Origin of the sequence: Streptomyces sp. PTY087I2, from assembly GCF_001687325.1 — a bacterium.
Taxonomy (GTDB): domain Bacteria; phylum Actinomycetota; class Actinomycetes; order Streptomycetales; family Streptomycetaceae; genus Streptomyces.
On record NZ_LZRD01000038.1, the window covers coordinates 1 to 12,695 of the forward strand.

The window sequence follows — 12,695 nt, forward strand, 5'->3', positions numbered from 1 at the left end:
CGGTCCCGGCGGCGGTGGCCGCGGTCCCGGCGGCGGCGGTCGTCCCGGCGGTGCCGGTGGCGGTCGTCCCGGTGGCGGCGGCTTCGCGGGTCGTCCCGGTGGCGGCGGCGGTGGCGGCTTCGCCGGCCGTCCGGCCGGTCCCGGTGGTGGCGGCGGCGGTGCCGGTCGTCCCGGTGGTGGCGGCGGCTTCGGCGGTCGTCCCGGCTTCGGTGGCCGTCCGGGTGGTCCCGGTGGCCGCGGTGGCACGCAGGGTGCGTTCGGCCGTCCCGGCGGTCCCGCGCGCCGTGGCCGTAAGTCGAAGCGGCAGAGGCGCCAGGAGTACGAGGCCATGCAGGCCCCGTCGGTCGGCGGCGTCATGCTGCCCCGCGGCAACGGACAGGCCGTCCGGCTGTCGCGCGGCGCCTCGCTCACCGACTTCGCGGAGAAGATCAACGCCAACCCGGCGTCGCTCGTCGCCGTGATGATGAACCTCGGCGAGATGGTCACCGCCACGCAGTCCGTTTCCGACGAGACGCTCCGGCTTCTCGCCGAGGAGATGAACTACGTCCTGGAGATCGTCAGCCCCGAGGAGGAGGACCGCGAGCTGCTCGAGTCCTTCGACATCGAGTTCGGCGAGGACGAGGGCGGCGAAGAGGCCCTGGTCTCCCGTCCGCCGGTCGTGACCGTCATGGGTCACGTCGACCACGGTAAGACCCGGCTTCTCGACGCGATCCGCAAGACCAACGTGGTCGCGGGCGAGGCCGGCGGCATCACCCAGCACATCGGTGCCTACCAGGTCACGACCGACGTCAACGACGAAGAGCGCAAGATCACCTTCATCGACACCCCGGGTCACGAGGCGTTCACCGCCATGCGTGCCCGTGGTGCGAAGTCGACCGACATCGCGATCCTCGTGGTGGCGGCCAACGACGGTGTGATGCCCCAGACGATCGAGGCGCTGAACCACGCCAAGGCGGCCGAGGTGCCGATCGTGGTCGCGGTCAACAAGATCGACGTCGAGGGCGCCGACCCGACCAAGGTGCGCGGTCAGCTCACCGAGTTCGGTCTGGTGGCCGAGGAGTACGGCGGCGACACCATGTTCGTCGACATCTCCGCCAAGCAGGGCCTCAACATCGAGGCGCTCCTGGAGGCCGTCGTCCTCACCGCCGACGCCTCGCTCGACCTGCGGGCCAACCCTGACCAGGACGCGCAGGGTATTGCGATCGAGTCCCACCTCGACCGCGGCCGCGGTGCCGTCTCGACCGTCCTGGTCCAGCGCGGAACGCTGCGCATCGGCGACACGATGGTCGTGGGCGACGCCTACGGCCGGGTCCGCGCCATGCTCGACGACAACGGTCAGAACGTGCAGGAAGCGGGTCCCTCGACCCCCGTCCTGGTGCTCGGTCTCACCAACGTCCCGGGCGCCGGCGACAACTTCCTGGTCGTCGACGAGGACCGTACGGCCCGTCAGATCGCCGAGAAGCGCGCCGCCCGCGAGCGCAACGCCAACTTCGCCCGGAAGGGCGTCCGGTTCTCCCTGGAGAACCTGGACGAGGCGCTCAAGGCCGGTCTGGTCCAGGAGCTCAACCTCATCATCAAGGGCGACGCGTCCGGTTCGGTGGAGGCTCTCGAGTCCTCGCTGCTCCAGCTCGACGTCGGTGAAGAGGTCGACATCCGGGTCCTGCACCGCGGTGTGGGTGCGGTCACCGAGTCGGACATCAACCTGGCGACGGGTTCCGACGCCATCGTGATCGGCTTCAACGTGCGCGCCGCGGGGCGTGCCGAGCAGATGGCCGAGCGCGAAGGCGTGGACGTCCGGTACTACTCGGTCATCTACCAGGCGATCGAAGAGATCGAGGCGGCCCTCAAGGGCATGCTCAAGCCGGAGTACGAAGAGGTCGAGCTCGGCACGGCGGAGATCCGCGAGATCTTCCGCTCGTCCAAGCTGGGCAACATCGCCGGTGTGCTGGTCCGCTCCGGCGAGGTCAAGCGCAACACCAAGGCGCGCCTGCTGCGCGATGGCAAGGTCATCGCGGAGAACCTCAACATCTCCGGTCTGCGCCGCTTCAAGGACGACGTCACCGAGATCCGCGAAGGCTTCGAGGGCGGTATCAACCTCGGAAACTTCAACGACATCAAGATCGACGACGTCATCGCGACGTACGAGATGCGCGAGAAGCCGCGAGGCTGATCCGCAAGGATTGGGCCGGGTTCCGGGGGTTCGCCCCCGGGACCCGGTCACCACGGTCGGAGCCGGTCGGCGGGTCGTATTTCCGTCGATCGGCTCCGGCCGTTCCGGTACGGTTTGGATGTCCCCGGCAAGCTCTGGCGGGGCACGAACCCGAACCGGCGGGACATCCGGACACACACATGTATGTGGGGACCCTGTCCTTCGATCTGCTCCTCGGCGACGTACGGTCGTTGAAGGAGAAGCGTTCCGTCGTCCGCCCGATCGTCGCCGAGCTCCAGCGCAGGTTCGCGGTGAGCGTGGCCGAGACCGGCGGGCAGAATCTCCACCGCAGGGCCGAGATCGGCCTTGCCGTGGTCTCCGGTGACACCGGACACCTCACGGACGTACTGGACCGCTGCGAGCGGCTGGTCGCGGGACGCCCCGAGGTGGAGCTGCTGTCGGTCAGACGGCGGCTGCACAGTGACGAAGACTGACAGTCGAGCGAAATCAGAAGGAAGAGTGACGGACCGGTGACCGACAACGCGCGGGCCCGCAAGCTGGCCGATCGCATCCAGGTCGTGGTCGCGGAGACCCTGGACCGGCGAATCAAGGATCCGCGGCTGGGATTCGTGACGATCACGGACGCCCGGGTCACCGGCGACCTGCGGGAGGCCACGGTCTTCTACACGGTCTACGGCGACGACGAGGAGCGCGCGGCCTCCGCGGCCGCCCTGGAGAGCGCCAAGGGCGTGCTCCGCTCCGAGGTGGGCCGGCAGACCGGGGTCCGGTTCACGCCGACCCTGGCCTTCGTGCCGGACGCCCTCCCGGACAACGCCCGCACCATCGAGGACCTCCTCGACAAGGCGCGGGCCAAGGACGCGGAGGTGCGCCAGGTCTCCACCGGAGCGACGTACGCCGGTGAGGCCGACCCGTACCGCAAGCCCGAGGACGACGAGGACGAGACCGACGGCCCCTCCGAGAAGAACGAGGGCCCGGCCTCCGCATGACCGAGCAGACCACCACGCCGGACGGCCTTGTCATCGTCGACAAGCCGTCCGGCTTCACTTCGCACGACGTCGTCGCCAAGATGCGCGGCATCGCCCGTACGCGACGCGTCGGCCACGCCGGCACGCTGGACCCCATGGCGACCGGGGTCCTGGTGCTCGGTGTCCAGCGGGCCACCAAGCTCCTGGGCCATCTCGCCCTGACCGAGAAGGAGTATCTCGGCACGATCCGGCTCGGCCAGGACACCATCACGGATGACGCCGAGGGCGAGATCACCTCGTCCACCGACGCCTCCAAGGTGACCCGCGAGGGCATCGACGCCGGGGTGGCCGCGCTGACCGGGGCGATCATGCAGGTTCCGTCCAAGGTCAGCGCCATCAAGGTCGACGGCAAGCGGTCCTACGCCCGGGTACGCGGCGGCGAGGAGTTCGAGATCCCGGCCCGCCCGGTGACCGTCTCCTCCTTCCGCGTCTACGACGTCCGCGAGGCCGTCGCCGAGGACGGCACCCCCGTCCTCGACCTGGTCGTCTCCGTCGTCTGCTCCTCGGGGACGTACATCCGGGCGCTGGCCCGCGACCTCGGCGCCGGGCTCGGCGTCGGCGGCCATCTGACCGCGCTGCGCCGCACCCGGGTCGGCCCGTACGGCCTGGACGCGGCCCGCACCCTGGACCAGCACCAGGAGGAGCTGACCGTGATGCCCGTCGCCGACGCGGCGAACGCGGCCTTCCCCCGCTGGGACGTCGACGAGAAGCGCGCCAAGCTGCTCCTCAACGGCGTACGGCTGGACATGCCCGCCTACCCGCCGGGGCCGGTCGCGGTCTTCGGGCCCGACGGGACGTTCCTCGTGCTCGTCGAGGAGGAGAAGGGCAAGGCCAAGAGCCTCGCCGTCTTCGCCTGACCCGAGGCGTGGCCGGAAGACGCGCTGACTGCTTGTCGCCGACGCGTCGACCGCTTGTGTGGAGCGGGCACCACCCCCCAACCGGTGCCCGCTCCACCTTTTCCCCTCCCCGGCACCATCCCTGCTCCCCGCAGGACACGCTTATTCACCCCATTGGACGGGCGCTCGGAGTGAACGGCGGGGGCACGGGGGGCGCTTTCCCCGTCCTCGCGCTCCGGGCGATCACCGGCGGCCTACCGTCGGACCATGGGCAGTGGGGACCGGTCGAAGCTGGTAAAAATCTGCGATCAGGCCGGCCGGCCGCGAGGGACGGGATTCGTCGCGGACGAGCGCGGCACGGTCGTCACCGCCCACCAGGCCGTCATCTGCCCGGGCCCGCTCCTCCTCCACGGCACCGGCGGCCGCACCTGTTCCGTCGCCCCCGACGACATCACCGCGCTGCCCGCCCTCGGCCTCGCCCTCCTGCGTACCGGCGGGCCCGACGCCCTCGACGCCGAACCGCTGCCCATCGCCGGACGCGACCGCGCCGAGCCCGGCGGCTATGTGGACATCGCCGCCCACGGACGGCGCGAGGCCCGCGTGCTCGGCACCACCCCCGCCACGTACACCACACCTGACGGCGTCGGCCACCCGGTCCCCGCCGCCCTGGAGCTGGCCCTCGGCACCGACGGGCGCGACGCCCTGCGCTCCGGCGGCGCGGCCGTCGGCGGACCGGTCACCGACCCGGCCACCGGCGCGGTCCTCGGCATCCTCAGCACCACCCTCACGGCCCCGCACGAGGCGGCCGGCCTCGCCCTCCCGATCACCCGGGGCACGGACGACACCCTGGACGCCCTGCTCCGCCGCAACGCCGCCGTCGCCCCCGCCTACGGCCCCCACCTCAACCTCGCCGGGGCCCTCCAGATCACCGCCACCTCCGTCGGCTCGGCGGACGGCCCCGAGGCCCGCACCGCACCGGTCGAGCGCGCCGACGTCCACGCCGAGCTGGCCGCCTTCGCCGCCGGTACGGGCCTGGTCCTCGGCCTCGTCGGCGCACCCGGCACCGGCCGCACCACCGAGCTGGCCGCCCTCGCCGCCCGCCGCGCCGACGGCGGCGCGCCCGCCCCCACGCTCTGGCTGCGCGGCGCGGACCTGCTGGCCGAGGACGTCTCGATCGCGGACGCCGCGAGCCGTACGCTCACCCGCTCCGCCCGGATCGTCACCGCGGCGGGCGCTCACGGCGACATGAGTACGGCCACCCCGGAGCGCGTCGCCAGGCTCGCCGCCGACGCGGGGCACCCGCTCCTGGTGGTCCTCGACGGCCCCGAGGAGATGCCGCCGCTGCTCGCCCACCGGCTGGCCGACTGGACGCGCTCCACCCTCGGCTGGCTCCGCGACAACGCCGTCCGGCTCGTCGTCGCCTGCCGCCCCGAGCACTGGGAGACCGCGGGCGCCCTCTGGCCCCGGGACGCCCTGCACCGCCCGCAGCGCCCCGCCCGGCGGCTGCCCCCCGCCCTGCGGCTCGGCGACCTCACCCCCGAGCAGGCCGAGAGCGCCAAGGAGGCGTACGGCATCCCGGCCACCGCGCTCGCCCCCGGCCACGACCGGCACCCGCTGACCCTGCGGCTCCTCGCCGAGGTCCGCGCCGCCCTGCCGCCCGGTGTGCCGGGCCGCCCCGACACCGAGGACGTCTTCGGCGCCCACCTCGACCTGCTGTGCGTGCGCGCCGCCGTCCGGATCGCGGCCGCCGCCGACGAACAGCCCCACGGCGCCGCCGTGCGCCGGCTGGCCGCCCGGGTGGCGGGCCAGGTCCACGAGGCGGCCCGCCGCTGTCTGGGCCCGGGCCAGGGCGAGCTGGACCGGGCGGCGTTCGAGGAGATCTTCCCCTGGCGCACCGGCTGGGCCTCCGCCGTGCTCACCGAGGGCATCCTCGTCCCCGCCGGGGCGGGCTACCGCTTCGCCCACGAGGAGCTCGGCGACTGGGTGCAGGGCGCCCACCTCGACCTGGACGCGGCCCTGCGCTCCCTCGTACACCGCTGGCACCGGGGGAGCGAAACCCCGGACCGCACCCCGCACCCCCACGACTCCGGCGAACCCCGCAGCCTCCCCGTGCCCCGGCACCGCATCGGACCGGTGATCCAGGCGATGGTGCTCCTCGGCCGCCGCCAGGGCACCGCCGCCCTCGCGCACCGGATGGCCGACCTCATCGAGGCGCTGGACCGGCTCTGGACCGACGAGGGCCCGCGCGACGAGGACGCCGCCTGGTGGGCCGCCCATCTGCTGAACGGCAGCCTGCTGCGGGTGCCCGACGCCCGCCCGTATCTCGGCGTCCTGCGGGTCCTCGCCGGACGCATCACCCGCCGCTCCGCCGCCCCCGAAGGACCCGGGGACCTCGGGGCGTACGGAGAGTTCGGGCCCTGGTTCTGGCGGCGGCTCCGGCTGCCCGAGGAGGACCGGATCGACCTGCTCCGCCGCCTCGTGCCCGCCGACGGGCTGCCCCGCACCGACGGCGACGAACGCTATCTGGACGCGGTCGCCCGCCGCCTCGCCCTGGACGCCCCGGCCGTGCAGCCGCTGCTGTGCCGCTGGTTCACCGACGAACGCCCGCTGCTCGTGGGCCCCGACGCCCCGGACGTACCCCTGCGCCCGACCGTCGCCGCCGCCGCGCAGGCCCTGCTGTACGCCCGCCGCGACCTGGACCTCGACGGCCTCACCGACGCGCTGATCGCCACCCCGCACACCCGCGCCGGGGAGCTGCTGGCCGCCCTCGCGGAGGACGAGCCCACCGCGCTCTGCCGGGCCGTCGAGCGCTGGGCCCGCGACGAGGACCGCCCGGCCCGCCGTTCCGCCGCCGCCCGCTACGCCGGACTCCTCCAGCAGCGCGTCACCGCCGAGGGCGACCGGGCCCTGCTGCGCTCCGCCGCCGAGATCCTGCTGGAGCGCCCCGAGGACACCGAGCTGCACGCCGCCGCCCACACCCTCCTCGTCCGCGACCCGAAGGCCCGCAGCCGCCATCTTCCGGGCGCCCTGCGCGCGTTCGCCGCCGGAGACCCCCGGCTGCCCGTCGAACTGCTCGCCGAGGTCTTCCCGTCCCACCAGGAGCCGGTCCTCGCCGCCCTCCGCGCCCGTCTCGCCCGCCCCGGCGACGGCGGGGGAGCGGTGCTGCGGGCCCTGGCCGGCCTGGACACGCCCGCGCTCGCGCTGCACGTCGCCGGACTCGTACGGGAGTACATCGACGCCCACCCCGACGACGGCACACACGCCGCCGAGTACGTCGACCTCCGCCTGGAACACGGCCCGGCCGCCCGCGCCCTGCTGCTGCCTCTGGTCACCGGGCTGCTGCGGGACCGCCCCGCCCCGCCGCCGGTGCGCGCCGCGCTCGCCGCCGTCCTCGCCGGGCCCGGCAGCGTGGACTCCCGGCCGCTGCGGGCCGAGCTGCTGGAGGTCCTGCTGGAGTTCGAGCAGACCACCGGCCGCGACCCGGACGTGCTGGAAGCCCTGCTCCGGGCCGCCGCCCGGGGCTCCGAGCGCCGCCCCGAGATCCGTACCCGCGCCCTCGTCCACCGCACCGGCATGCTGCTGGTCCGCACCCCCGAAGGCGCCGCCCGCTTCGACCGGGGCCTCGTCGAGTGCGCCCGCGACGTGCCCGGCTTCGCCGCCCTCGTCACCCGCTGGCTGGCCGACGCCCCCGAGGAGTGGGCGGCGGTCGTCGGTCCGAGCGCCCGGCGCACGGTGGAGGCGTTGGAGACATCACGTCCCTCCATGCCGATGCCGATGCAGGCGGCGGGACGTGAGCATGGCAGTCTTAGACCTGCGTAATCGACATACACACGTACACAGGTTCGGGCGAGGAGCGGTCACAGTGCAGCGCTGGCGTGGCTTGGAGGACATCCCCCAGGACTGGGGACGCAGCGTCGTCACCATCGGCTCCTACGACGGCGTGCACCGCGGACACCAGCTGATCATCGGCCGGGCCGTCGAACGCGCCCGTGAGCTGGGCATCCCGTCGGTCGTCGTCACCTTCGACCCGCACCCCAGCGAGGTCGTCCGCCCCGGCAGCCACCCGCCGCTGCTCGCCCCGCACCACCGCCGCGCGGAGCTGATGGCGGAGCTGGGCGTGGACGCGGTGCTGATCCTGCCGTTCACCGCCGAGTTCTCGAAGCTGTCGCCCGCCGACTTCATCGCGAAGGTCCTCGTCGACCGCCTGCACGCCAAGGCCGTCATCGAGGGCCCCAACTTCCGCTTCGGCCACAAGGCCGCGGGGAACGTCGCGCTGCTGACCGAGCTGGGCGCCACCTACGACTACACCGTCGAGGTCATCGACCTGTACGTCACCGGCGAGGCGGGCGGCGGACAGCCGTTCTCCTCCACCCTCACCCGCCGCCTGATCGCCGAGGGCGATGTCGCGGGGGCCGCCGAGATCCTCGGCCGCCCGCACCGGGTCGAGGGCATCGTGGTGCGCGGCGCGCAGCGCGGCCGGGAGCTGGGCTTCCCGACGGCCAACGTCGAGACCCTGCCGCACACCGCGATCCCCGCCGACGGCGTGTACGCCGGCTGGCTGGAGGTGGACGGCGAGTCGATGCCCGCCGCGATCTCCGTCGGTACGAATCCGCAGTTCGACGGCACCGAGCGGACGGTGGAGGCGTACGCCATCGACCGCGTCGACCTCGACCTCTACGGGCTGCACGTGGCCGTCGACTTCCTCGCGTACGTGCGCGGCATGCTGAAGTTCGACTCGATCGACGAGCTCCTGGTCGCCATGGCCGCTGATGTGAAGCGCTCCAGCGAGCTGACCGCCGCGTACGACCGCACCCACTGACGCACGGGTCGGCCGTGCGTTCCGCCCGGGGACGACGGATGCTGGCAGGGTGCGCGACATCCTGCCCGACCTCCGTGCCCGGTGCGCCGACGGCGTCCCCCTCGCCCTGGCGACCGTCGCCGCCGTGCACGGCAGCGCGCCCCGCGACCCCGGCGCCGTCATGGCCGTCGACGCGGCGGGCGCGGTGGTCGGCAGCGTCTCCGGGGGCTGCGTCGAGGGCGATCTGTACGAGGTCGCCCGCGAGGTCCTTGCCGGGGCGGGGCCGCGTGTGGTGGCGTACGGGATCAGCGACGACGAGGCGTTCGGCGTCGGGCTGACGTGCGGCGGGACGATCGAGGTCCTGGTGCGCGCGTATGTCTCCGCAGCCGAGCTGGCGGATCTCGGGGCTCTCCTGGACCTGATCGCCGCGGACCGTCCGGTGGCCGAGGCGACCGTCCTGTCCGGCGCGGCGGAGACCGGGGCCCGTCTGGTGATCCGCCCCTCCGGCGCCGGGCCCACCACTGGAACGCTCGGCTCCGAGGGGCTCGACGCGGCCGTCACCGACGACGCCCGCGGACTGCTGGCCCAGGGCCACACCGCGACCCAGTGGTACGGGGCGCACGGCCAGCGCCGGATGCAGGAGGTGGCCGTCTTCATCCGGACGTACGCCCCGCCGCCCCGCATGCTCGTCTTCGGCGCGATCGACCACGCGGCCGCCACCGCCCGCATCGGCTCGTTCCTCGGCTACCGGGTCACCGTCTGCGACGCCCGCCCCGCCTTCGCGACCCGGGAACGCTTCCCCACGGCCGACGAGGTGGTCCGCGCCTGGCCGCACACCTATCTGGAGTCCACCGAGGTCGACGCCCGCACGGTGATCTGCGTCCTCACCCACGACCCGAAGTTCGACGTGCCCCTCCTCCTCGCGGCCCTGCGCACGCCCGCCGCGTACATCGGCGTCATGGGCAGCCGCCGCACCCACCACGACCGGCTCGCCCGGCTGCGCGAGGCCGGCGCGGACGAGGCGGCCCTCGCCCGCCTCGCCTCCCCCGTGGGCCTCGACCTCGGAGCCCGTACGCCGGAGGAGACGGCGGTCTCCATCGCGGCCGAGGTCATCCAGCACCGCTGGGGCGGGACGGGACGGCCGCTCGGTGAGCTGACGGGGGCGATCCACCACGGCGGAACGTCATGACACCGCCTTCGTCCCGTCGTGCGAGGCCTGTTCCCCGGAGGGCGGCGGGACGCCTCGCCCGCCCGGGCGGTCCATCTCGCGCCATTCCGGCCGCAGTCCAGCCATATTCGTGGTGAGGAAGTACGCGGCCCCGCAGGCGAACAGCACCGGGGTCAGTCCGACGGCGGAGACCGCCGCACCGGCGACCAGCCCGCCGAGCGGGATGCCGGACCAGGTCAGCGAGTTGCTGAGCGCTTTGACCCGACCCAGCATCCGGCGCGGCACCCGTTCGACGAGGACGGCCCCCAGCACGGGGTTGATGAATCCGGCCCCGAATCCACTGACGGCGAAGACGGCGATCACCGCTCCGAGCGGAGCGTCGACGGCCAGGACCAGGAATCTCGGCGCCCCGGCCAGCAGGAATCCGACGAGGAACACCATCCTGCGACGCAGCCGGTGCGCGGCCATCGCGGCGATGAGGCTCCCGGCGACCGCGGCGGCCCCCATCACACTGCCGATCAGGCCGATCGCCGTCGGGCCGCTCCCGGACTCCCTCGCCCAGACGGGCAGCAGCAGAGTGCTCATTGCAGCGTCCAGGAAGTTGGTGATCCCGACCATGACGATGACGGCGAGCAGCAACGGCTCGCCCCGCAGGAACGTGAAGCCCTCGCCGAACCGGCGCCAGTAGCCCGGTTCCTCGGCGTCGGCAGGTGCTGAAGGGTCCACGGCGGGACGCCCCATGCCACGCGGCAGTGCGATGCCGACCATCACTGAGCCGAGGACGAAGCAGCCCGCGTTGAGGACCAGGCCGGGCAGGGGGCCGAGCAGCGCCACCAGGGCGCCGCCCACCACCGGGCCGACGGTGGAGGCCAGCCGCTCGACCACACCGGACAGCCCGGTGGCCCGCTCCAGCGGTATCCCGCCACGCTCGGCGGCCTCCGGCACCATGACATCCTTGGCCAGATCGCCCGGACCGCGAGCGGCCCCGACCACCGCGACCAAGGCCAGCAGGACCGGGAAGGACAGCAGGCCCAGGGCGTGGAGCAGCGGGATCGCTGCGGCGGCTGCCGCGCTGGCCAGGTCCGTGGTCCAGGAGACGGCCCGCGCGCCGATCCGGTCCACCAGAGGGCCGGACAGCGCCTTGACCAGCACGTATGGCGCCATCTCGCAGAAGGCGACCAGCCCGGTCCGAGTCGCGCTGCCCGTCGTGACGAGCACGAACCAGGGCAGGGCCACCAAGGAGATCCGCGTAGCGGTCAGGGATACGGCTATCGCTGCCAGTACCCCGCCGAGCGGCTTTAAGGACCGCTTGTCCGGCACAGTCGGCGCCTGGGGCATCACGGCGTCTCCGCAGGGCTGTCCAGTTCGGGAAGGACATGCGTGATGACCCCGACCCGCTCGGCCCCCTCGGGGGCATGCGCCGCCACCTCGGGGACGTCGCGGCGGTAGCGGGCGACGACGTCTCTCAACTCCCGTCGCAGAGCGACGGCTTCCTCGGGTGTCAGTCGCAGGGTCCAGTCACTCATGTCGAAGGTTCCCCGCCACGCGTGGGGCAGCGTCTGCAGCCCGTTCAGCGTCTGCTGCGTCCGAAGGGTGTAGGTGGCGGCGACCGACTGCAGGTACGCCAGTGTGGCCTCGGGCTCCCGATCGGCCAGGCTTCGGTCGCTGAGTTCTGTCATCCGGTGCACCGAACGCCACCAGCGTTCGCGGGCGTTGCCGCGTTCCGTGTCCTCCTCGACGAAGCCCGCCGCGCCGAGCTGGCGCAGGTGGTAGCTGGCCGTTCCGGAGTTCACCCCCAGTCGCTCCGCGAGGCGGGTGGCCGTGGACGGACCGTGCTTCCGCAGCAGCCCGACCACCTGCACACGGACCGGATGCGCCATGGCACGTAGCCCCTTGGCATCCAGAACAACGGTTTCCTCTTCGGCGGCAGGGCCGTCCGGCGTCTCCAGCGCATCTGTCATGCACCGCAGAGTAGACCGCAAAGAGTCATTCGCAAAGAGGTGTTCGCGAAGAACTCTTTGCGGTTGGGTGTCACCAGTGGCCCAGATGGCTGCCGACCGATGAATTCGGGAGCGCGGAAAGGTCATCATCTGAGGAACTGCCGGAAGGCGTGCGTCCGTACCGAAGGGGACACCATGGCCAAGCTGATCTACTCGATGATCACCTCGCTCGACGGCTACGCCGAGGCGGCGGAGGGCGGCCTCGGCGCCGGGGCCGAGGATCCGGAGGTCCATACCTTTGTCAACGACCTCTTCCGCCCGGTCGGCACCTACCTCTACGGCCGGCGGATGTACGAGACGATGGTCTACTGGGAGACCGCGCTCGACGAGCCGGACCAGCCGCCGCACATCGCGCAGTTCGCCCGGGACTGGCAGGCGGCGGAGAAGGTCGTGTACTCCACGACGCTCGACTCGGTGTCCAGTGCGAAGACCCGGATCGAGCGGTCCTTCGACCCGGACGCGGTACGCCGGCTCAAGGACGAGGCGGACGCCGACCTGACCGTCGACGGCCCGAACCTCGCGGCTCAGGCCATCGCGGCCGGTCTGGTGGACGAGTACCACCTGTTCATCACGACGAGCGTGGTCGGCGGCGGCAAGCGGTTCTTCCCCGACGGCGTGCGCCTCGACCTCGAACTGGTCGAGGAGCGCGCCTTCGCCGCAAGTGGGCTGATCTACGCCCGCTACCGGACCCGCTGAGG

10 protein-coding genes are annotated in these 12,695 nt (G+C 73.0%); 8 read left to right on the top strand and 2 right to left on the bottom strand.

From position 1 onward, the window contains the following. From infB to A3Q37_RS31015, 7 genes are all read left to right on the top strand, one after another. Nucleotides 1–2,170 (top strand): translation initiation factor IF-2 (infB, locus tag A3Q37_RS30985; protein WP_107471624.1); only part of this gene is annotated, 2,170 nt, incomplete at its 5' end. A 179-nt stretch (nucleotides 2,171–2,349) separates the two neighbouring features. After that, on the top strand, nucleotides 2,350–2,643 hold the full coding sequence (locus A3Q37_RS30990) for a DUF503 domain-containing protein (protein ID WP_065489697.1): 294 nt from the start codon (nucleotides 2,350–2,352) through the stop codon (nucleotides 2,641–2,643). Between the two features lie 36 nt (nucleotides 2,644–2,679). Beyond that, complete coding sequence (rbfA, locus tag A3Q37_RS30995) at nucleotides 2,680–3,156, top strand: 30S ribosome-binding factor RbfA (protein ID WP_006127970.1); 477 nt, start codon at nucleotides 2,680–2,682, stop codon at nucleotides 3,154–3,156. Continuing rightward, the gene (gene truB, locus A3Q37_RS31000) at nucleotides 3,153–4,052 is read left to right on the top strand and encodes a tRNA pseudouridine(55) synthase TruB (protein ID WP_065489699.1); all 900 of its coding nucleotides are present in this window, start codon (nucleotides 3,153–3,155) and stop codon (nucleotides 4,050–4,052) included. Before rbfA ends, truB begins: the two co-directional genes overlap by 4 nt. A gap of 246 nt (nucleotides 4,053–4,298) precedes the next feature. Beyond that, nucleotides 4,299–7,850 (top strand): hypothetical protein, encoded by a 3,552-nt coding sequence (locus A3Q37_RS31005; protein WP_065489701.1) that lies wholly within the window; start codon nucleotides 4,299–4,301, stop codon nucleotides 7,848–7,850. A gap of 43 nt (nucleotides 7,851–7,893) precedes the next feature. Then, nucleotides 7,894–8,850: a bifunctional riboflavin kinase/FAD synthetase gene (locus A3Q37_RS31010; RefSeq protein ID WP_079138066.1), complete on the top strand. Its 957-nt coding sequence runs from the start codon at nucleotides 7,894–7,896 to the stop codon at nucleotides 8,848–8,850. A gap of 49 nt (nucleotides 8,851–8,899) precedes the next feature. Next, nucleotides 8,900–10,018, top strand: coding sequence for an XdhC family protein (locus A3Q37_RS31015; protein WP_065489705.1), 1,119 nt, complete (start codon nucleotides 8,900–8,902; stop codon nucleotides 10,016–10,018). Here the strand turns inward: A3Q37_RS31015 and A3Q37_RS31020 are convergent. After that, the gene (locus A3Q37_RS31020) at nucleotides 10,013–11,335 is read right to left on the bottom strand and encodes an MFS transporter (protein ID WP_065489707.1); all 1,323 of its coding nucleotides are present in this window, start codon (nucleotides 11,333–11,335) and stop codon (nucleotides 10,013–10,015) included. The two genes, A3Q37_RS31015 and A3Q37_RS31020, sit on opposite strands and share 6 nt — an antisense overlap. After that, the gene (locus A3Q37_RS31025; protein ID WP_065489709.1) at nucleotides 11,335–11,958 is read right to left on the bottom strand and encodes a transcriptional regulator; all 624 of its coding nucleotides are present in this window, start codon (nucleotides 11,956–11,958) and stop codon (nucleotides 11,335–11,337) included. The genes A3Q37_RS31020 and A3Q37_RS31025 overlap by 1 nt, the downstream gene beginning before the upstream one ends. A 174-nt stretch (nucleotides 11,959–12,132) precedes the next feature. Between A3Q37_RS31025 and A3Q37_RS31030 the strand changes: the two genes are divergently transcribed. After that, nucleotides 12,133–12,693, top strand: a complete 561-nt coding sequence (locus A3Q37_RS31030) for a dihydrofolate reductase family protein (RefSeq protein WP_065489711.1) — start codon at nucleotides 12,133–12,135, stop codon at nucleotides 12,691–12,693. The last annotated feature ends 2 nt before the right edge of the window (nucleotides 12,694–12,695 follow it).

What these genes read in the sequence shown, in the direction of transcription:
- A3Q37_RS30990 (WP_065489697.1), top strand. Translation starts at nt 2,350, where the DNA reads ATGTATGTGGGGACCCTGTCCTTCGATCTGCTCCTCGGCGACGTACGG.
- truB (WP_065489699.1), top strand. Translation starts at nt 3,153, where the DNA reads ATGACCGAGCAGACCACCACGCCGGACGGCCTTGTCATCGTCGACAAG.
- A3Q37_RS31005 (WP_065489701.1), top strand. Translation starts at nt 4,299, where the DNA reads ATGGGCAGTGGGGACCGGTCGAAGCTGGTAAAAATCTGCGATCAGGCC.
- A3Q37_RS31020 (WP_065489707.1), bottom strand. Translation starts at nt 11,335, where the DNA reads ATGCCCCAGGCGCCGACTGTGCCGGACAAGCGGTCCTTAAAGCCGCTC.
- A3Q37_RS31025 (WP_065489709.1), bottom strand. Translation starts at nt 11,958, where the DNA reads ATGACAGATGCGCTGGAGACGCCGGACGGCCCTGCCGCCGAAGAGGAA.
- A3Q37_RS31030 (WP_065489711.1), top strand. Translation starts at nt 12,133, where the DNA reads ATGGCCAAGCTGATCTACTCGATGATCACCTCGCTCGACGGCTACGCC.